Raw genomic sequence first — 19,315 nt, 5'->3', positions numbered from 1 at the left:
GGCGGCCGCCGCAGCCGGGCCGCTGCAACCCGGCCGCGCCGCCCCCGTGGCAAACCGGCCCGGTGCCTTGTCTCGTCCCCGCCTGCGGTGGGAAGATGGGAGGTCGACCCCATCGATCCACCCAGAGCCGCCGGGAGGCCCCATGCAAGCCAAGAAACCAGAAGGAACCGAGGACCTCTTCGGGGCGCGCATGCGCGCCTGGGAGCGCATGCAGGCCGTCGCCCGCGAGACCTTCTCCCGCTACTGCTTCAGTGCCATCGAGACGCCGGCCATGGAGCAGGTGGACGTCTTCGTCCACGGCATCGGCACCTCCACGGACGTCGTGCGCAAGGAGATGTTCCGCGTCTTCTCGGGCGCCAACTTCGCCAATGTGCTCGAGAAGGGCTCCGAGGCCGGCCTCAAGCCCGGCAAGCGCCTGGCCCTGCGTCCCGAGGGCACGGCGGGTTTCGTGCGCGCGGCCGTGGAGAACACCTTCGTGCCCCAGGGCGGCGCGCCGGTGAAGATGTGGTACGCCGGCCCCATGTTCCGCGGCGAGCGCGTGCAGAAGGGGCGCCTGCGCCAGTTCCACCAGATCGGCGCCGAGGTGCTGGGCGCCTCCGACCCGGCCCTCGACGCCGAGGTCATCGTCATGCTCATGGACTTCTACCGTGCCCTGGGCCTCGACATGTCCCGCGTGCGGCTGCTGGTCAACTCCATGGGCGACCCCGCCTGCCGCCCCGCCTACCGCGAGAAGATCAGGCGGTTCATCCTCGACCACGCCGACGAGATGTGCGACGAGTGCGCCGTCCGCGCCGACACCAACCCGCTGCGCGCCTTCGACTGCAAGAACGACCGCTGCCGCGAGGTCATGGCCGCCGCGCCCAAGATCGCCGACGAGCTCTGCGACGAGTGCGCCGATCATTACGCCCGCGTGAAGGCCTACCTCGACGAGGCCGGCGTGGCCTACGAGGAGGACCCCACCCTCGTGCGCGGCCTCGACTACTACACGCGCACGGTCTTCGAGGTGCAGGTCACGAGTGGCATGGGCTCCCAGAGCGCCATCGGCGGCGGCGGCCGCTACGACGGCCTCATGGAGCTCGAGGGCGGCAAGCCCACCCCGGGCATCGGCTTCGCCGTGGGCTTCGAGCGCATCATGCTCGCCCTGGAGGACCAGGGCGTGGACCTCGCCGGCCCCGAGCCGTCCTGCGTCTACGTGGCCTGCGCCGCCCCCGAGTGCCGCGACGCGGTCTTCTCGGCGTGCCTCGCCCTGCGCCGTGCCGGCGTGCGCGTGGAGGCCGACTACCAGGGCCGCTCCCTCAAGAGCCAGTTCAAGCAGGCCGACAAGCACAGCGCGCGCCTGTGCGTGGTCATCGGCCCCGACGAGCTCGCGGCCGGCGCCGCCACCGTGCGCGACATGGCGAGCCACGAGCAGGAGCAGGTGCCCATGGACGGGCTCGTGGAGGCCGTCCGGAACCTCGTCTGAACCCGATAGGGGGCGCGCCGTGATCTTTCATCTCGTGGACCCCGCGACGGGGGAGGAGGCCGAGCCCGACGGCCGGCCCGTGGTGGCGTTCCTTCCCCCGGAGCTCTGCGGCTGGTGGGCCGTGGCGCCCCTGTCGTCCAAGCTGCCCGAGGGCCTCCTCGCCCTGCTTGCGGGCTGGGACGGTTGGGGCGAGGCCGCGGGCGGCGCGTTCCCCGGCATAGCCGCCGAGGCGGGCTCCCTCCTGGACTGGGCCCGCGCCCACGGGCCCCTGGCGGCCACGGTCGGCTGGGGCATGGGCGGCCAGGTGGCCGTGGAGGCGGCCTTTTCCGGCACCGGGGCGACCGGCCCCCTCCTCGTGGGCGACGTGCTCTGCCGCGAGGTGCCGGGGTCGCGCCCCTCGGCCTGGCTCACGGGCCTCGCCTGGCGCCTCATGGGCGGCCCGGCCCTGATGCGTCCCGGCGGGGCCGAGGCCCTCGACAGGGCCGTGGGGGCGGCGGACCGCGCCCTCAAGCGCGTGGCCAGGCGGCGCCGCTACGTCGCGAGCCAGATGGACGGGCTGGCCATACCCCGGGCCTACCTGGACCGCTTCGCCGCCGACGTCGCCGTGACGCCGCGACCTGTCGTGGAGGCCATGACGGCGGCCGTGGAGGGGTGGCGCGTGCCCGTCGGGGCGGCCCCGGGCCTTCGGGCCGTGGTCGCCCTGGGCGGCCTCGACGGCCGCCCCTACCGCGAGAGCGCCGACGACCTTGCCCGCGCCCTCGGCGCCCCCGCCCCCACGGTGGCCCGCGACCTCTCGCGCAACGAGCTCTGCCTGCGCTACCCCGCCAGGGCCATGGAGGTCCTGCGCCCGCTGCTCCCTGTGTCCCGCTGATCCGAGGAGGCCCCGTGGCCCGCCGTCCCTTCCGCGTCCTGTCCGCATCCGACGACGCCGTGCGCCTGGCCGTGCGCGGTGCCTGCACCTGCCGCGAGCTGCTCCTTGCCGCGGGGGTGTCCCGCTCGGCCGCCGCGGCCGCCGAGTCGGCCCACCGGGTGCGCCGCGAGGGCGTGCCGCTCCAGGCGCCGGTGGCCCTGGAGCCCGGCGACGTGGTGGAGCTCCTCTTGGAGCCGGCGGACCCGGAGTTCCCGGACGTCGAGCCCGCCGCCGTGGCCTGGGAGGACCCGGCCGGCCTGCTCCTCGCCGCCGACAAGCCCTGCGGCCTGCTCGTGCACTCCGACGGCACCGGCGCCGAGTGCCTCGTGGACCGCGTGCAGGCGCGCCTGGCCGCCGACGGGCGCGTCAGGGAGGCCCACCCGGTGCAGCGCATCGACGTGGACACCTCGGGCCTCGTGCTCTTCTCGCTGGCGCCGGAGTTCCAGGCCGCCGTGGACGCCCAGGTGGCCGACGGCTCCATGGAGAAGGTCTACCTGACGCTGCTGGCCGGCTCCGTGGACCACGGGCTCACGGTGGAGCGGCCCGTGGGCCGCGACCGCCACGACGCGCGCCGCATGCACGTGGGGGCCGGCCGCCCGGCCCTGACGTGCATCTCGCCCGTGGCCCCCGTGCGCCTCCCCGGCGGCAGCGAGGCCACGCTCTGCACGGCCTCCATCCACACGGGTCGCCGCCACCAGATCAGGGCCCATGCGGCCTGGGCGGGCCATCCCGTGGTGGGCGACCGCCTCTACGGCGGCCCCGCGGCCAGCGGCCTCATGCTCCACGCGTGGCGGGAGGCCTTCACGCACCCGCTCACGGGGCAGCGCGTCCACGTGGAGGCGCCGGTGCCCGACCGCATGGCCCTCTTCGTGCCCGAAGGCGCCCTCTAGGGGAGGGACGCCGTTCCGGGAAGTGCACCAAGTAGCCACCTGGTGCATATCGGGGCGCCCCTCTCGTGCCGAAAGGCGCGCCAAGTAGCCACTTGGTGCAGGTCGGGGCGCCCTTCTCATGCCGAAAAGTGCGCCAAGTAGCCACTTGGTGCAGGTCAGGGCGCCCTTCTCGCGCCAGTAGGTGCACCAAGTAGCCACCTGGTGCATGTCGCCGGCCCCGGTGCCGAAAAGTGCGTCGACCGGCCACCCGGTGCAGCTCGGCGCCCCGTGGGCCGCCCCACCCTCCGTCTCCTGTGACGATTTCATGGACGAAAGACCCGCCCCGCCCGCGGCCCAGAACCATCCGAACTCATACAGTATGATTTCGGACCGTTGGCCCTCGGGTGCCGCGGCACCCCTCGGCCGCCGCCATCGTCGAGAGGGGGCCACCCATGGCAGAGTCCAACGAAGACGGGTCCGTAGAGACCTTCCGCGACACCTACGCCGCCATCGACCGCGTCTACGACATGTACGCCCGCAGCTGCGGCGTGTCGCCCACGGAGTTCTGGTGCCTGGCCGCCGTGGCCGACAACGGCCTCACGAGCCAGGCGGAGGTGGCCGACCACCTCGGGGCGAGCCGCCAGACCGTGAACTCCGCCTTCAAGCAGCTCTGCTCCCGGGGCCTGGTGGTGCTCGAGCCCGACCCCGACAACGGCCGGGTGAAGCGGGCCCGCCTCACCGGGGAGGGGGACGCCTTCGTGGAGCGTCACCTCGTGGCCCTCGACGAGGCGGAGAAGGCCGTGTGGGAGGCGCTGCCCGCCGCCGACCGGACCATGCTCAACCGCGTCATGGGCCGCTACCTCGCCGCCCTCGCCCCGTCACTGGCCTCGCTGAACCGCTGAGGCCCCGTCCGCAAGAAAGGAGAACCAGTGCGGCTGATCCTTCACTTCCTGAAGCCCTACCGCCTCAAGTTCCTGCTCATCTGTCTCTTGCTCTCCGTGGACGTCGTGGGCACGCTCGCCATCCCCACCGTCGCCGCGCGGGTCCTCAACCTGGGCACCGCCCACGCGTCGTTCTCGCTGCTCGTCGAGGCCGGCCTGCAGATGTCGCTCGTCGCCCTCGTCACGGGCGTCGCCACCACGGCGGCCGCGGCCCTCTGCGCCGGGCTCTGCACCTCCGTGGGGCGCGACATCCGCTGCGCGCTCTACGCCAAGTCCATGAGGCTCTCCGTCTACGACTTCCGCCACTTCGGTGTGGCCTCCGTCACCACCCGCACCTCCTCCGACGTCACCACGGTGCAGACCCTGCTCACCCAGGCCATCCTCATGGTGGTGCCCGTGCCCCTCATGGCCGTGGCCGCGCTCGTGATGACCTTCTCGGTGGACGTCACGGCCGGCTGGTTCCTCGTGGCGTCCATCGCCGTGCTCATGGTGGTGGTGGGCGCCATCCTGCGGTCGGTGTCGCCGCTGTTCACGCGCCTGCAGAAGCAGCTCGACGCCATGACCCAGGTGCTGCTCGAGAACCTCTCGGGCGTGCGCGTGGTGCGGGCCTTCAACCGCCAGCGCCACGAGAACGGGCGGCTCGACGCCTCGTTCGCCGCCTACGCGGAGACCGCCATCAAGGCCAACAAGCTCTTCACCAACGTGGACGGGTTCCAGTACGTGGTGATGAACGTCTTCGTGATCGCCGTCTACTGGACCAGCGGCGCCCGCATCGCCGTGGGCGAGCTGGGCATCGGCGACATCACGGCGCTCGTGGAGTACGCCATCATGGTGCTCATGTACATCCTGATGGCGCAGTTCGTGTTCATCATGGTGCCCCGCGCCCTCGAGTGCGCCAGCCGCATCCAGGAGGTGCTCGACTACGCGCCGGAGATCGACGACCTCCCGGACGCCGTCGACCGACCCTCGCCCGAGGAGGGCGTGCCCACCCTGCGGTTCTCGCGCGTGCGCTTCCGCTACCAGGACGCGCAGGAGGACGCCCTCACGGGGATCGACCTCGAGTGCTGGCCCGGCACCACCACCGCTATCATCGGCGGCACGGGCTCGGGCAAGTCCACCATCGCGAGCCTCATCATGCGCTTCAACGAGGTGACCCAAGGCTCCCTCGAGCTGGACGGCGTGGACGTCCGCCGCCTGACGCAGCGCGCCCTCAGGGGGCGCATCGGCTACGTGCAGCAGAAGGCGTGGCTTGCCTCGGGCACCATCGCGGAGAACCTCCGCTGGGAGCGTGCCGACGCCACGGACGACGAGCTCTGGCACGCCCTCGAGGTGGCCCAGGCGGCCGACTTCGTGCGCGGCCTGCCCGAGGGCCTCGACGCCCCGGTGGCCCAGGGCGGCTCCAACTTCTCCGGCGGCCAGCGCCAGCGCCTGGCCATTGCCCGCGCCCTCGTGGCCAGGTCGGAGCTCTACGTGTTCGACGACTCCTTCTCGGCCCTGGACTTCAAGACCGACGCCGCCCTGCGCGCCGCCCTCGCGGGGGAGACCGCCGAGGCCGCGGTGCTGATCATCGCCCAGCGTGTGAGCACCATCCGCCACGCCGACCAGATCCTCGTCATCGACGAGGGCCGTCCCGTGGGCCTGGGCACCCACGACGAGCTCATGGCCGCGTGCCCCGTGTACCGGGAGATCGTGGCGTCCCAGACCAAGCAGGAGGTGCAGTCATGATGAACCACGGATCCCGCCTCGGCGTCGCGGGCCGCCTCTTCGGGCAGCTGGGCCCCCAGCGCCCGCGCCTCATGGCCGTCCTCGTTCTCCGCGTGCTCTACCTCGTGGTCTTCATATGGGCGCCCTTCCAGAGCGCCGTGGCCGTCAACGACCTGTGGGCCGCCGTGCAGCCCGCCCTGGCGGGGGAGGGGTCCTTCTCCATCGCCTGGGACCCCCTGGGCTCGTCGCTCGCCCTCCTCACGCTGCTCTACGTGCTCCAGGTGGTCTTCTACTGGGCGTCGGTGCAGCTCATGGCGTCGGTGGCCGAGACCCTCAACCTGCAGCTCCGCGAGTCCATCGCCGCCAAGCTCAACCGCCTGCCCCTGCGCTTCTTCGACGGCCACCAGCCCGGCGAGGTGCTCACCCGCGTGACCGGCGATCTCGACAAGATCAGCGAGACCATGCAGACGGGCCTCCTCCAGCTCATCACCGCCGTGGGCACCATCGCGGGCGTGCTCGGCGTCATGCTCTACTACTCGGTGGGCCTCACCCTCGTCTACCTGGCCTTCATGGCGCTCTCGGGCGTCCTCTGCGGCCTCATCTCCAAGCGCACCCTCAGCGCGGCCGACGAGCGGCAGGAGACCCTGGGGGCGCTCACCGGCCTTGTGGAGGAGTACTACACCGGCCGCAACGTCATCCGCGCCTGCAACCAGGAGCAGGCCACCTACGACGAGGTCCGCCGCCTCGCCGACGCCAACCGCGTGGCCACCCGCCGCGCCGACATCGCCATGAACTCCATGAACCCGGTCATGCGCACCATCCAGCGCGTGGCGCTGGCCGTCATCGCCGTGTCGTGCGGCGGCATGATGCTCTCGGGCGCCATGACGGTGGGCGTGGCCCAGGCGTTCTTCCAGTACGTCAACATGGCCGCCGAGCCCTTCGTCCAGGCCGCCTACATGGTCAACTCGCTCCAGAGCGCCCTCGCCTCCGCCCGGCGCACCTTCGAGCTGCTGGACGCCCCCGAGGAGGAGCCCGACTGCGACCACCCCATGGTGGTGGCCGACGCCTCCGGCGCCGTGACCTTCGAGCACGTGCGCTTTGGCTACGACCCCGAGAAGCCCCTGATGCGCGACGTCTCCTTCGGCGTCCTGCCGGGCCAGAAGGTGGCCGTGGTTGGCCCCACGGGCGCCGGCAAGACGACGCTCATCAACCTCCTGATGCGCTTCTACGAGGTCGACGGCGGCCGCATCACGCTCGACGGCGTCCCCACCCGCGAGCTCACCCGCGACGGCCTGCGCGACAACTTCGGCATGGTGCTCCAGGACACCTGGCTCTTCGGCGGCACCATCGCCGACAACATCGCCTACGCCAAGCCCGACGCCACCCGGGAGGAGATCGTGGAGGCCGCCAAGGCCGCCCGCGTGGACCACTTCATCCGCACGATGCCCCAGGGCTACGACACCGTGGTGGACAACGACGGCTCCAACCTGTCCCAGGGCCAGCGCCAGCTCATCACCATCGCCCGCATCTTCCTGCGCAACCCGCCGGTGATCATCCTCGACGAGGCCACCTCCAGCGTGGACACCCGCACCGAGGTGGAGATCGGCCGCGCCATGGACCGGCTCATGCACGGCCGCACGAGCTTCGTCATCGCGCACCGGCTGTCCACGATCCGCGACGCCGACCTGATCCTCTACATGGACCACGGCACCATCGTCGAGCAGGGCACCCACGACAGCCTCCTGGAGGCCGGCGGGGCGTACGCGACGCTGTACAACTCCCAGTTCGCGTAGCCCCCGTGTCCCACCACCCGGACACTTCTGTCCCAATGGTCGGGCACTTCTGTCCCACCGCCGGCACCGTGTCGTCTCCCGCGCCCCGGTGCCGGCGGGCATGTCTTTTCCCGCACGGCAGCGGCGTTCCCGTCTCCACCGCCCCGGGCGTTCGCGGCGCGTATCATGAAACCACTATGCCGAGAGTCCGCGCCGCCCGCCCCGGGCGGGGGAGAGGAGCGCCCATGCCCGACACCATGCGAGGGGTCTACACCAACCTGACCAAGATCCGCCGCCGGGTGTTTCGCGAGGTGGCCCGCGCGGCCTACCTCGCCGGAGACGTCAACCCCGACTGGGCGGACCGCCTCCCCTACGAGATCCTCCCCGGCGACAAGGCCACGTACCGCGAGAGTATCTTCATCGAGCGCGCCATCGTGGGCGCCCGCATCCGCCTGGCCATGGGCCTCAACCTCCTGCCGGTGGACGAGCCCAACAAGATCTCCGACGGCCTCAAGGAGGCCGAGCGCCCCGAGGCCTACTACGAGCCGCCCCTCATCAACATCATCAAGTTCGCGTGCCACGCGTGCCCGGAGAACTCCTACAAGGTCACCGACCAGTGCCAGGGCTGCCTCGCCCACCCCTGCCAGGAGGTGTGCCCCAAGGACGCCATCTCCTTCGTGAACCACCGGGCGCACATCGACCAGGACAAGTGCATCAAGTGCGGCCGGTGCGCCGGCGTGTGCCCCTACAGCGCCATCGTGCACCGCAACCGCCCCTGCGCCGCCGCATGCGGCATGCACTGCATCGGCTCCGACGAGCAGGGTCGCGCCGACATCGACTACGACCGCTGCGTCTCCTGCGGCCAGTGCCTCATCAACTGCCCCTTCGGCGCCATCGCCGACAAGAGCCAGATCTTCCAGGTCATCAAGGCCATCAAGAGCGGCGCCGAGGTGATCGCGGCCGTGGCCCCGGCCTTCGTGGGCCAGTACGGCGGCCGCGGCGACGTGGGCAAGCTGCGGGAGATGTTCGAGATCCTGGGCTTCTCCGGCGTGGAGGAGGTGGCCATCGGTGCCGACCTCTGCACGGTGCAGGAGGCCGAGGACTTCCTCGAGGAGGTGCCCGAGAAGCTCCCGTTCATGGCCACGTCGTGCTGCCCGGCCTGGGCCTCCATGGCCAAGAAGGAGTTCCCCGACAACGCCAACTGCATCTCCATGGCCCTCACGCCCATGACCCTCACGGCACGGTTCCTGCGCGAGCAGCACCCCGACGCCAAGATCGTGTTCGTGGGGCCCTGCTCGGCCAAGAAGCTCGAGGCCATGCGCACCTCCGTGCGCTCGGAGGTGGACTTCGTCCTCACCTTCGAGGAGGTGGCGGGCATGATGGAGGCCCTGGATGTCGACTACACCGCCCTCCCCAAGCCCGACGACAACGACTTCGAGGCCGCCAGCGCCGACGGCCGCGGCTTCGCCGTCTCGGGCGGCGTGGCGAACGCCGTGGTCAACGCGGTCAAGCGCATGGAGCCCGAGCGCGAGGTCAACGTCTTCGCCGCCGAGGGCCTCGACGAGTGCCGCAAGATGATGCGCGACGCCGTCAAGGGCAAGTATCCCGGCTACCTCATCGAGGGCATGGCCTGCCCCGGCGGCTGCGTGGCCGGCGCCGGCACCCTCCAGGGCATCAAGAAGTCCCAGGCCCAGGTCAAGGCCTACATGAAGCGCTCCCCGCGCAAGAACGCCACGGAGAACGGCTACCGCATGCAGCTCCCCGAGCTTCTGGCCATGGGCCGCGACGAGCCCGACGACGCCCCGGTGCCGCCCCGCAACGAGAGGCGGGTCCCGGCCCCCGAGGAGCTGCGGGAGACGCTGTCGGTGGAGACGGTGGAGGAGCCCGCGGAGCAGTGACGCCGCCTGGGCGTGATGCCACCCCTGACGGTATCGCCACCTAGCAGTACCGCCACCTGAATGCGATTGAGGGCGGCTTCCGACGTGGTTCTGCGTCGGAAGCCGCCCTCATCGGTGTTCAGGGACGGGAAATCCGCCCTCAGCCGCGTTCAGGTGCGGAAGACGGCGCCCCCGGTCGCGTTCAGGTTCCGACCGGGGGTGCCGCCGGGGGTCGGCGCCGTGACGGGGGTGCCGCCGTCGGGGGTGCCGCCGCCGCGACCTAGTCCACCCGCAGGCTCACGTCCTTCAGCTGGGCCGACGAGACCTGGCTCGGGGCGCCCTGCATGAGGTCGGAGCCGCTCGAGGTCTTGGGGAACGCCATGACGTCGCGGATGGAGTCGGCCCCCACGAGCAGCATGCACACGCGGTCGAGGCCCAGGGCGAAGCCGCCCATGGGGGGTGCGCCGAAGGAGAGGGCCTCGAGGAGGAACCCGAACTGCTCGCGGGCCTTCTCCTCGGTGAAGCCCAGGCGCTCGAGCACCTTGAGCTGCAGCTCCTCGTTGTGGATACGCAGGCCGCCGCCGCCGGCCTCGAAGCCGTCCATGACGAAGTCGTAGGTGTAGGAGCCCACGGCCAGCGGGTCGGAGTCGATGAGCTGGATGTCCTGCTCCACTGGGAGCGTGAACGGGTGGTGCTCGGCGCTGTAGCGGCCGGTGGCCTTGTCCTGCTCGAACATGGGGAAGTCCACGACCCAGAGGAAGTCGTGGCCCTCGCGCTCGATGCCCAGGGCGTCGGCCATGTGGCAGCGCATGCCGCCGAGGATCTCGTCGGCCTCCTTGCGGGCGCAGGCGGCGAACATCACGAGGTCGCCGGGCTCCACGTCGGCGCGCGCCTTGAGGGCGTCCATCTCGTCGTCGGAGAAGAACTTGACGATGGGGGAGTTCACGGAGCCGTCCTCGCGGAAGGCGATCCAGGCCAGGCCCTTGGCTCCCAGGGTCTTGGCCACCTTCTCGAGCTTGTCGATCTGGGCGCGGGGCCATGCGCCGGCACCCTTGGCGTTGATGCACTTGACGCACTCGCCCTCGGTGTTGGCGGCGCCGGCGAACACCTTGAAGCGGCTGGCCTTGAAGATGTCGCTGACGTCCATGAGGTGCATGCCGTAGCGGGTGTCGGGCTTGTCGGAGCCGTAGGTGTCCATGGCCTCCCAGTAGGGGATGCGGCGCAGCGGGGTCTCGAAGTCCACGCCCACGGCCGAGAAGGCCTCCTTGAGCACGTGCTCCACCATGGCCATGACCTGGTCCTGGGTGACGAAGCTCATCTCGAGGTCCACCTGGGTGAACTCGGGCTGGCGGTCGGCGCGCAGGTCCTCGTCGCGGAAGCACTTGGCCACCTGGTAGTAGCGCTCGACGCCGCCCACCATGAGGAGCTGCTTGAGCAGCTGCGGGCTCTGGGGCAGGGCGTAGAAGTTGCCGGGCTGGATGCGCGAGGGGACGATGAAGTCGCGGGCGCCCTCGGGGGTCGACTTGGCCAGCGTGGGCGTCTCGACCTCGAGGAAGTCCTCGCCGTGGAGCGCGGAGCGGATGGCGAAGGTGAAGTCGTTGCGCAGCTTCAGGTTCCTCTGCATCTCCGGGCGGCGCAGGTCGAGGTAGCGGTAGCGCAGGCGCGTGTCCTCGGCGGTGTCGATGCCGTCCTCGATCTGGAAAGGCGGGGTCTTGCTGGTGTTGAGCACCACGACCTCGTGGACGAGCACCTCGACCTCGCCGGTGGGCAGGTTGGGGTTGGCGGTGTCCTCGGGGCGGGCGCGCACGGTGCCCGAGACCATGATGGGCCACTCGGGACGGATGGCCTCCGCGGTGTGGAAGGCCTCCCCGCCGGAGTTGTCGGGGTCGAACGTGAGCTGGGTGACCCCGTCGCGGTCGCGCAGGTCGACGAAGATGAGGCCGCCGTGGTCGCGGCGGCGCCACACCCACCCGCACAGGACGACGTCCTGACCGATGTCGGACGAGCGGAGCTCGCCTGCGGTGTGGGTGGCCATGCAGAACTCTGACACTGTGGTTCCTTTCGTCTTGCCGCCCCGTGCCGGTGCGGGCGGCTTGCTCCAAGACGGCGCAGGTTGCGTAGACGGCGTAACGTGCGCACGGTCACCTATCATAGCAACGGGTGCGACCGGCGAGGCCACGCCCCCGGTATCCCCAGCACCCCGAAAGGAAGCCGAAACCCATGTACGCCGCAGCCGTGTTCGACCTCGACGGAACCATCCTCGACACCCTGGACGACCTGCAGCTCGCCCTCAACCACACCCTGGACGCCCACGGCTTCCCGCCCTACACCCGCGCCGAGGTGCGCGCCATGGTGGGCAACGGCCTCAGGCGCCTCATGGCCGACGCCTGCCCCGAGGGCACGCCCCAGGCCGAGGTGGACGCCGTCTTCGAGGACTTCTGCGCCTACTACGCCGACCACTGCAACGACCACACCCGGCCCTACGCGGGCGTCGTGGCCATGGTGGGGCGCCTCCGCGCCGCCGGCGTGCGCTGCGCCGTGGTGTCCAACAAGGGCGACTTCGCGGTCCGCGAGCTCATGGACCTGCACTTCCCGGGGGTGTTCGACTTCGTCCTCGGCCAGCGCGACGACATCCCCCGCAAGCCCGACCCCGACATGGTCTACGCCGCCATGGCGGCCCTCGAGGCCGACCAGGCGAACTCCGTCTACGTGGGCGACTCCGAGGTCGACGTGGCCACGGCGGCCAACGCCGGCATCCCGTGCCTCTCGGTGACCTGGGGCTTCCGCGACCCGGAGTGGCTCTCCGCCCACGGCGCCACGGAGCTCGTGGACTCCGTGGAGGGGCTGGGCGACGCCGTCCTGGCGGGCTGAGCGTGTCTGCGGGGGCCGCCCGCCGGGGCCCCGCCGCGCCATGAGAAAGGCGGCGGGGCCGAGTCTGCCCGCCGCCGTTACCGGACACGATTCTAACCGATTCACGTGCCCCTTATTCAATCGTTTGGATACGCCCCTACGCCTCCGCCGCTGCGGCCTCCTCGGCCTCGACCTCGGAGCGGGGCTTGGTGCTCGCGTAGAACGTGACCTCGTCCGCGACGTCGGCGACGGTCCTGCCGTCGAGCCACGGGAGGCCGAGGAACTCGCCGATGGTGGGGACGAGCTCGCTGCAGTCGGAGTAGTGGCCCTTGTGGTTGAGCTTGGAGGTGTCCTGGGCGCGCCAGTAGTGGGCGTTGACGTCGGTGAGGTAGTACATGGCGTCGCCGAGGGCCATATAGACCGAGTGGTTGTGGCTCAGGTAGTCGGCGAGCCCGTCGTAATTGAGGTCGAGGGCCTCTTCTGCACGAACACCCATGGGCTGTCCTTTCCTCGGGGGGATGCGGACGGCACGACCGTCCGCGCCTGTGGCTGAAACCGTACCTAAAAACAGTCCCTACCGAGCGCTTGGCCGTCGCCCAATCCGCGAACGGCCCCGGACCGCACGGAGACGGTCCGGGGCCGCATGGGGGCGCGGGTCGTGCGCGGCGCGTGCTACGACGAGGTGAGGAAGCAGTCCGGGAAGTCGGTGAGGAGCTGCTCCAGGTAGGTGGTGTAGCTGCTCAGCTGCTCGTGGATGGCCGTCGCGGCCTCCTTGCGGTTCTCGCCACCCGAGGCGAGGAAGCCCACGACCTGGCGCAGGGTGGACACGGAGGGGACCGTGTAGCCGAACAGGACTCCCATGTTGAGGGTGCGGTCGAACGCTGTGCCCGTCTTCTTGAGCGACTGCCACACGTAGCCCTTGCCGGCGGCGCGGTACAGGGTGTCGTGGAACACCTCGTTCAGGCGGATGAACTCCGCCTCGTTGAAGCGCGACTCGGCCACCTGCTCCATGGCGTCCACCATGGAGGAGAGCTCGGCCACGGTCTCGGGCGAGACGTTGCGGGCGAGCTGCGTCACCACGAGGGGCTCCACGGCCACGCGCATGTAGAACGACTGCCGGAGCTCGCTCACCGAGATGCGCGAGACGTGCGTGGCGCTCTGGGGCGCCACCTCCACGAGCGAGCGGTCGCGGAGCAGGCCCATCGCCTCGTGGACGGGCGTGCGGGAGACCTCGAGGATCTCGGCCACGGACGACTCGCGGATCCAGGCCCCGGGGGGCATGTAGAGCATCATGATGTTGTAGGAGAGGATGCGGTAGGCGTAGGCCGACCCCGACTCCTTCTCCTCGCGGGGGAAGATGCGCATGCAGTCCGCCGCGCTCACTCCGGCGCGGCCCACGAGGCGCGTGCGCGGTTCTGGCATAGATCTCTCCATCCACGGTCGGTGATATACCAACGGCAGAATATCAGTGCCGGCGGACCTTGTCCCGGCCGGTCGCCGTTTCGTCCCCAAACAACACGTTCCCCGTGCGCGCCGACGGGCCCGGTCGGCGGCCGCCCGACCGACGGGGTGCGGCGGCCCCTCTCGTCCCGTGCCCCGGCTCGCCGGCCACGGCCTGCCCCACTGTCCCCGAAAAAAGTAATCCCGGGTTTACTTGTGACGAGTTAGCTGTAAGATACTCTCGAGTTAACGACGCGATACTTTTTGGAGGTCCCATGGAGGCAGTCATGGAGAAGAGAGGCGTCCGCTGCGGCGGCCCGTCCATCCCGGCCATGCCGCTCTCGGTGGCCAAGGTCGGCGAGACCGTGACCGTCCAGGCCGTCAAGGGCGGCGAGCGCGTGGTGCGCCACCTGGCCACCCTCGGCTTCGTCGAGGGGGCGGCCGTGCGCGTCGTGGGCCAGGCGGCGTCGGGGACGGTGGCCCAGGTGATGGGCACCCGGCTCGCGCTCGACAAGGCGACGGCGCGCAGGGTCCTCTGCGCTCCCGGTGCCTGAGCCGCGCAACCAGTCGTACAGCTGCCAGACAAGCAGAGAGAGGAGAAGCCATGGCCGAGGTCATGACCCTCGCCGACGTCGCGGTGGGGGAGGCCTGCACCGTGAGCAGGCTCACCGGTTCGGGGCAGGTCCGCCGCCGGATCATGGACATGGGGATCACCAAGGGGACCCGCGTGGCGGTGCGCAAGGTCGCGCCCCTGGGCGACCCCGTGGAGCTCACCGTCCGCGGCTACGAGCTGTCCATCCGCAAGGACGAGGCCGCCCGTGTGGAGGTAGTCCCCGCCTAGCCGAGGGGAGGGCCGGGCGGGGTGCCCGACCGCAGGAGAGAGAGGGCCCCGCACGGCGGGGCAGGGGGTCGCCCGCCCCCGGCACTTCGAAAGGGATACCCAGTGGACAAGACCGTGCACATCGCCTTGATAGGCAACCCCAACTGTGGCAAGACGACACTGTTCAACGAGCTCACCGGCTCCAACGGCTACGTGGGCAACTGGCCCGGCGTCACCGTGGAGAAGCTCGAGGCGCCGCTGCGCCGCGACCCGTCGGTGGTGCTCACCGACCTTCCCGGCGTCTACTCGCTCTCGCCCTACTCCCCCGAGGAGGTCGTGAGCCGCGACTACCTGCTCGGCGGCGAGCCCGCGTGCGTGGTCGACGTCGTCGACGCCACCAACCTCGAGCGCAACCTCTACCTCGCCACCCAGGTGCGCGAGTGCGGGGTGCCCTGCGTCGTGGCGCTCAACATGTGCGACCTCGTCGAGAAGCAGGGAGACTCCATCGACGTCGACGCCCTCTCCGAGCGCCTCGGCTGTCCGGTCGTGGGCATCAGCGCCCTGCGCCGCACCAACCTCGACGCCCTCGTCGAGGCCGCCGTCGAGGCCGGCCGCCAGGGCACGGCCTCCCCGGCGCCCGCGTTCCTCACCGGCGAGGTGGCCGACGCCGTGGACGAGTGCTCCTCCATCGTGGCACCCCATGTGGCCGACAAGGCGCGCCTGCCCTGGTACGCCGTCAAGGCCTTCGAGGGCGACGGGGCCGCCCTGGAGCCCCTCGGACTGCCCGCGGCGTCCGTGGCCGCGCTCGACGCCGTGCGCTCCGGCGTCGAGGCAAGGCTGGACGACGACGCCGAGTCGCTCGTCACCTGCGAGCGCTACGACTGGATCGAGGCCACCGTCGCCGACTGCGTGGTCAAGGCGCCCCCGCGCCTCACCGCCTCCGAGAGGATCGACCGCGTGGTCACCAACCGCTGGTTGGGCCTGCCCATTTTCGTGGCGGTCATGGTCCTCGTGTACTACCTCGCGGTCTCCACCGTGGGCACCTGGGGCACCGACTGGGCCAACGACGGCGTCTTCGGCGACGGCTGGTTCCTGAGTCCCGCCTCCGCGGCCGCCTACGACGAGGCGTCCGAGGAGTATGCCGACAACGACTACAGCGGCCAGGTGGACGCCTACCTCGCGGCCGCCGAGGAGGCCGGCGTCTCCACCGAGGGCGTGGCCGACGCCGTCGAGGAGGGCGACACTGCCGTCGTCGAGGACTTCGCCTCCCGTGCCCAGGCCGCGGGTGTCGTGGCCACCGACGTCCCCGTGCACGACGCCGACGGCAACTTCCTCGACAGCGAGGGCAACGTGGTGCTCACCGACGCCTCCGACGAGCCCCGGCTGGCCGCCGGCCAGACCCTCGCCTACCACGACGACGTCGACGCCGCCGCGTTCCTCGCGGCCTCCGAGGCCGCCGAGCCCGTCCCCGGCGAGTACGGCATCTACGTGCCCGGCATCCCCGTGGTCGTCGAGGGCTGGCTCGACCAAGCCGGCGCCTCCGACGTGGTGAAGTCCCTCGTCCTCGACGGCATCGTGGGCGGCGTGGGCTCCATCCTCGGCTTCGTGCCCCAGATGGTCGTGCTGTTCCTGCTCCTGTGCTTCCTCGAGGACTGCGGCTACATGAGCCGTGTGGCCTTCGTCATGGACCGCGCGTTCCGCCGCTTCGGCCTCTCCGGCAAGAGCTTCATCCCGCTGCTCATCTCCAGCGGCTGCGGCGTGCCCGGCATCATGGCCACCAAGACCATCGAGAACGAGCGCGACCGCCGCATGACCGTCATGCTCACCACCATGATCCCCTGCGGCGCCAAGACCCCGATCATCGCCCTGCTCATGGGCGTGCTCATCGGCGGCACCGAGGGCTGGTGGATCGCCCCGTTCTTCTACTTCCTGGGCCTCGCCGCCGTCATCGTGTCGGCCATCATGCTCAAGAAGACCAAGCCCTTCGCCGGCGAGCCCGCCCCGTTCGTCATGGAGCTGCCCGCCTACCACCTGCCTGCCCTCAAGTCGTACCTGCTGCACGTGTGGGAGCGCGTCTCCGCGTTCATCAAGAAGGCCGGCACCATCATCTTCGTGGCCTGCGTGGGCGTGTGGTTCCTCTCCAACTTCGGCTTTGCCGGCTGGGAGGGCGGCGACGGCGCCTTCGGGTTCCTGCCCTCCATGGGGGCCGTGCCCGAGAACTACATGGACTTCTCGCTGCTCGCCGCCGTGGGCGGTGCCATCGCCTGGATCTTCGCGCCCCTGGGCTTCGGCTCCTGGCAGGCCGCCGCGTGCTCGCTCTCCGCGCTCATCGCCAAGGAGAACCTCGTGTCCACGTTCGGCGTGCTGTTCGGCCTCGGCGAGGTGGGGGAGGGCTCCACGCTCCTCTGGGCCACGTTCCAGCAGATGTTCACCGTGGCCGGCACCTTCTCCCTCGGCGCCATGATCGCCTTCGTGGCCTTCAACATGCTCGACGCCCCGTGCTTCGCCGCCATCGGCACCATCCGGCGCCAGATGAACGACACCAAGTGGTTCTGGGCGGCCGTGGGCTACCAGTGCGGCTTCGGCTGGGTCGTGGGCCTCATCATCAACCAGCTCTGGGAGCTCTTCGCCCTCGGCCGCTTCGGGGTCTGGACGGTGGTGGCGTTCGTCGCGCTGGCCGCCATCCTGTTCCAGCTCTTCCGGCCCATGCCCAAGGCGCGCACGGGCCATGCCGAGACGGCGAGGGAGGCCGCCTAGCGGCAGCCTTCCAGCCACGGTCCCGACCGACCGACCCATAGACGCCTACCCCGCTCGGCGCCCCCGGACCTCCTCTCCCCGGGGGCGCCCTCCTGTTCTTTGGCCCCTCGATGGGGAACAAACCCGCGAACCGCCGAGGAAAGGACAGGCCATGGCAAGCTGGCAGGAGCGTTACGAGGCGTCGAAGTGGATCAACATCGTGTTCTGGGTCTGGCTCGTCGCCGAGGTCCTGCTCACGGTCCTGAGCTATGCGGGCGTCGTGCCCCTGGCCGACTACTGGGGCATCTGGTTCGTGGGCAACGCCGTAGTGGACACCGTGTTCGTGGTGCTCCTGGCCATGGCCGGCCAGAAGGGCATGGCCGTCGCGTTCGCCGTCGTCTCGGTGCTCATCCTGGCCCCCTGGCCGCTGTAGGGGGCGGCTGGGGGCCGGTACCCGGTCGTGTCCCATCACCCGGACACTTTTGTCCCAATGGTCGGGCACTTTTGTCCCACCTGGCTCCAGCCGTCGGACCGCCGCCGCTTTGGTCGGGCTCTTCGGGTATCACGTTTCTTTTTTATAAGGACACACCGTGACTGCGTCTCCTCGCGCGGGGTGGCTCTCCCCGCCGCCGGGGCCTTCCGGACCGATCACGCCTTCAGCCCTCGGCAGAACGCCGCCGCGCAGGCCAATGACAGCTGCTGGCAGTCGGCCGCCGATCGCCAGTCCAGGCCCGTCGCGGACCGTACGCGGTCCAGCCGGTAACGTACGGTGTTGGGGTGCTGGTCCAGCGCCGCGGCGGTCTCGGCCACCGACTGTCCGGCCTCCCACCAGGCCATGAGCGTGGTCTCGAGGGAGCTCCCGTGCTCGTCGTCGAGGTCGCGCAGGGGGCCGATCACCCCGGCCGAGAATCGTGCCATGGACGGCTGCCCTGCCAGCGGGAGCACCGCCCGCAGCAAACCGAGGTCGCCGTGACATGCCCGACGCCCTCCCCGGGCGCGGGCCACGAGGGCGGCGTCCACCGCCTCGTCCACGGCGCATCCGAGCCCCTCGAGTCGGTCGTGGCCCTCGCTCAGGCCCAGCACCGCGTCTTCCCAGCCTGCAGCCTCGGGGAGCACCCGTTCCGCGAGGCGCGCGGCCACCGTTGGGGCGTCGGGCACGCGGTCGTCGCTCGTCACCACGACGAGCGCGCCTCCGTCGTAGGGCGCGACGGTGCAGGCCGGCGATGCCGCGCCGGCCGCGTCCCAAGCTCGCTGGAGGGCGTCGACCTGCGGCACGCCCGCCGGTTCGTCGGGTTGCACCCATGCCGCCACGCACCCCTCCTCGAAGGAGGGGCACAGCTGCAGCGCGAGCTCCCTGCGTTTTGCGCTGTCCGTGGTCCGGCGCAGGTCGTCGACGGTGCGTTGTGAGAAACCCGCCTCGGCCATGGCCGCGGCGGCGGCCGCCACGTCGTAGACGATGTGGTCGAAGAAGGCGTCGTCGCTTGTGGTGAGGAACAAGGGAAAATCACGTGCATTGGCGTATCGGACAGCCTGCTCGGGGATGGGCAGGTGTAGCACGTTCTTGATCACGAGGCCGCTCGACCCTTTGGCGACGAGCCGGCGCACGGCCTCGACGATGAGGTAGGGGTCGTCCTTGGCGTAGAGGAACGTTGAGAGGACCAGCTGGTTCTCGTGGAAGTTGTCGCGCTGGTAGCGGTCCTTGAGCCCGGCCATGAACTCGTAGTCGAGGATGCCGACGTCCGCTACGGGCCGTGCGAGGCCGCCGGACCCCGCCACCAGGCGTACCTGGTGGGCATGGGATGCGAGGAAGTCGGAGACGGTATAGCGCATGGCCTGCTCCAAGGGTCGCGACGATTTTATGGGCAGCCATAATCTACCAAGTTCATATTGGTTGTTGGAAACAACAATTCGCTTCGACTTCCGTCGTGCCGCCG

General features: G+C 70.5%; 16 protein-coding genes. 12 read left to right on the top strand and 4 right to left on the bottom strand.

The features are described from left to right. Window positions 1–142: 142 nt before the first annotated feature. The 7 genes from hisS (at window position 143) to NFR49_RS04270 (ending at window position 9,556) form a co-directional block, all read left to right on the top strand. Window positions 143–1,462 carry a histidine--tRNA ligase gene (gene hisS / locus NFR49_RS04300; protein WP_251158413.1) on the top strand — a complete coding sequence of 440 codons (1,320 nt, stop codon included), beginning with the start codon at window positions 143–145 and terminating at the stop codon, window positions 1,460–1,462. A 19-nt stretch (window positions 1,463–1,481) separates the two neighbouring features. After that, entirely contained in the window at window positions 1,482–2,333 is an 852-nt protein-coding gene (locus NFR49_RS04295) for a hypothetical protein (protein ID WP_251158412.1), read from the top strand. Between the two features lie 14 nt (window positions 2,334–2,347). Then, window positions 2,348–3,262, top strand: coding sequence for an RluA family pseudouridine synthase (locus NFR49_RS04290; RefSeq protein WP_251158411.1), 915 nt, complete (start codon window positions 2,348–2,350; stop codon window positions 3,260–3,262). Between the two features lie 431 nt (window positions 3,263–3,693). Continuing rightward, window positions 3,694–4,143, top strand: coding sequence for a MarR family winged helix-turn-helix transcriptional regulator (locus NFR49_RS04285; protein ID WP_251158410.1), 450 nt, complete (start codon window positions 3,694–3,696; stop codon window positions 4,141–4,143). 27 nt (window positions 4,144–4,170) lie between these two features. After that, complete coding sequence (locus NFR49_RS04280; protein ID WP_251158409.1) at window positions 4,171–5,907, top strand: ABC transporter ATP-binding protein; 1,737 nt, start codon at window positions 4,171–4,173, stop codon at window positions 5,905–5,907. Further along, window positions 5,904–7,679 carry an ABC transporter ATP-binding protein gene (locus NFR49_RS04275; protein ID WP_251158408.1) on the top strand — a complete coding sequence of 592 codons (1,776 nt, stop codon included), beginning with the start codon at window positions 5,904–5,906 and terminating at the stop codon, window positions 7,677–7,679. The genes NFR49_RS04280 and NFR49_RS04275 overlap by 4 nt, the downstream gene beginning before the upstream one ends. A gap of 224 nt (window positions 7,680–7,903) precedes the next feature. Continuing rightward, a complete protein-coding gene (locus NFR49_RS04270; RefSeq protein WP_251158407.1) occupies window positions 7,904–9,556 on the top strand; it encodes a 4Fe-4S dicluster domain-containing protein in 1,653 nt (550 codons plus the stop codon). Between the two features lie 259 nt (window positions 9,557–9,815). On the opposite strand, the gene aspS is transcribed toward NFR49_RS04270, so the two are convergent. Further along, window positions 9,816–11,570 (bottom strand): aspartate--tRNA ligase, encoded by a 1,755-nt coding sequence (gene aspS / locus NFR49_RS04265; protein ID WP_251158932.1) that lies wholly within the window; start codon window positions 11,568–11,570, stop codon window positions 9,816–9,818. A 185-nt stretch (window positions 11,571–11,755) separates the two neighbouring features. On the opposite strand from aspS, the gene NFR49_RS04260 reads away from it, so the two are divergent. After that, window positions 11,756–12,406 carry an HAD family hydrolase gene (locus NFR49_RS04260; RefSeq protein ID WP_251158406.1) on the top strand — a complete coding sequence of 217 codons (651 nt, stop codon included), beginning with the start codon at window positions 11,756–11,758 and terminating at the stop codon, window positions 12,404–12,406. A gap of 136 nt (window positions 12,407–12,542) precedes the next feature. On the opposite strand, the gene NFR49_RS04255 is transcribed toward NFR49_RS04260, so the two are convergent. Both NFR49_RS04255 and NFR49_RS04250 read right to left on the bottom strand, forming a co-directional pair. Further along, window positions 12,543–12,881, bottom strand: coding sequence for a CDP-alcohol phosphatidyltransferase (locus NFR49_RS04255; protein ID WP_251158405.1), 339 nt, complete (start codon window positions 12,879–12,881; stop codon window positions 12,543–12,545). 176 nt (window positions 12,882–13,057) lie between these two features. Further along, entirely contained in the window at window positions 13,058–13,807 is a 750-nt protein-coding gene (locus NFR49_RS04250) for a GntR family transcriptional regulator (protein ID WP_251158404.1), read from the bottom strand. Window positions 13,808–14,112: 305 nt separating this feature from the next. Here NFR49_RS04250 and NFR49_RS04245 point away from each other — a divergent pair, with 305 nt between their 5' ends. The 4 genes from NFR49_RS04245 to NFR49_RS04230 all read left to right on the top strand — a co-directional run bounded on the left by NFR49_RS04245 (window position 14,113) and on the right by NFR49_RS04230 (window position 17,814). Continuing rightward, window positions 14,113–14,379, top strand: coding sequence for a FeoA family protein (locus NFR49_RS04245; RefSeq protein WP_251158403.1), 267 nt, complete (start codon window positions 14,113–14,115; stop codon window positions 14,377–14,379). 50 nt (window positions 14,380–14,429) lie between these two features. Next, window positions 14,430–14,666, top strand: coding sequence for a FeoA family protein (locus NFR49_RS04240; RefSeq protein WP_251158402.1), 237 nt, complete (start codon window positions 14,430–14,432; stop codon window positions 14,664–14,666). A gap of 102 nt (window positions 14,667–14,768) precedes the next feature. After that, complete coding sequence (gene feoB, locus NFR49_RS04235) at window positions 14,769–17,402, top strand: ferrous iron transporter B (protein WP_251158401.1); 2,634 nt, start codon at window positions 14,769–14,771, stop codon at window positions 17,400–17,402. 151 nt (window positions 17,403–17,553) lie between these two features. Continuing rightward, window positions 17,554–17,814, top strand: a complete 261-nt coding sequence (locus tag NFR49_RS04230; protein WP_251158400.1) for a hypothetical protein — start codon at window positions 17,554–17,556, stop codon at window positions 17,812–17,814. A 215-nt stretch (window positions 17,815–18,029) separates the two neighbouring features. Here NFR49_RS04230 and NFR49_RS04225 read toward each other — a convergent pair whose 3' ends face one another. Continuing rightward, window positions 18,030–19,211 (bottom strand): PucR family transcriptional regulator, encoded by a 1,182-nt coding sequence (locus tag NFR49_RS04225; protein ID WP_251158399.1) that lies wholly within the window; start codon window positions 19,209–19,211, stop codon window positions 18,030–18,032. Between the last annotated feature and the right edge of the window lie 104 nt (window positions 19,212–19,315).

Source organism: Caniella muris (assembly GCF_943193035.1).
GTDB lineage: Bacteria > Actinomycetota > Coriobacteriia > Coriobacteriales > Atopobiaceae > Granulimonas > Granulimonas faecalis.
Note: the sequence above shows the minus strand (reverse complement) of the source record. Positions and strands in the feature narration are given on the sequence as shown.

Bases quoted from the DNA above. Each gene is read 5' to 3' on its own strand.
- hisS (WP_251158413.1), top strand. From the start codon at position 143: ATGCAAGCCAAGAAACCAGAAGGAACCGAGGACCTCTTCGGGGCGCGC.
- NFR49_RS04270 (WP_251158407.1), top strand. From the start codon at position 7,904: ATGCCCGACACCATGCGAGGGGTCTACACCAACCTGACCAAGATCCGC.
- aspS (WP_251158932.1), bottom strand. From the start codon at position 11,570: ATGGCCACCCACACCGCAGGCGAGCTCCGCTCGTCCGACATCGGTCAG.
- NFR49_RS04225 (WP_251158399.1), bottom strand. From the start codon at position 19,211: ATGCGCTATACCGTCTCCGACTTCCTCGCATCCCATGCCCACCAGGTA.
- NFR49_RS04285 (WP_251158410.1), top strand. From the start codon at position 3,694: ATGGCAGAGTCCAACGAAGACGGGTCCGTAGAGACCTTCCGCGACACC.
- NFR49_RS04250 (WP_251158404.1), bottom strand. From the start codon at position 13,807: ATGCCAGAACCGCGCACGCGCCTCGTGGGCCGCGCCGGAGTGAGCGCG.
- NFR49_RS04260 (WP_251158406.1), top strand. From the start codon at position 11,756: ATGTACGCCGCAGCCGTGTTCGACCTCGACGGAACCATCCTCGACACC.
- NFR49_RS04240 (WP_251158402.1), top strand. From the start codon at position 14,430: ATGGCCGAGGTCATGACCCTCGCCGACGTCGCGGTGGGGGAGGCCTGC.
- NFR49_RS04275 (WP_251158408.1), top strand. From the start codon at position 5,904: ATGATGAACCACGGATCCCGCCTCGGCGTCGCGGGCCGCCTCTTCGGG.
- NFR49_RS04255 (WP_251158405.1), bottom strand. From the start codon at position 12,881: ATGGGTGTTCGTGCAGAAGAGGCCCTCGACCTCAATTACGACGGGCTC.
- NFR49_RS04230 (WP_251158400.1), top strand. From the start codon at position 17,554: ATGGCAAGCTGGCAGGAGCGTTACGAGGCGTCGAAGTGGATCAACATC.
- NFR49_RS04245 (WP_251158403.1), top strand. From the start codon at position 14,113: ATGGAGAAGAGAGGCGTCCGCTGCGGCGGCCCGTCCATCCCGGCCATG.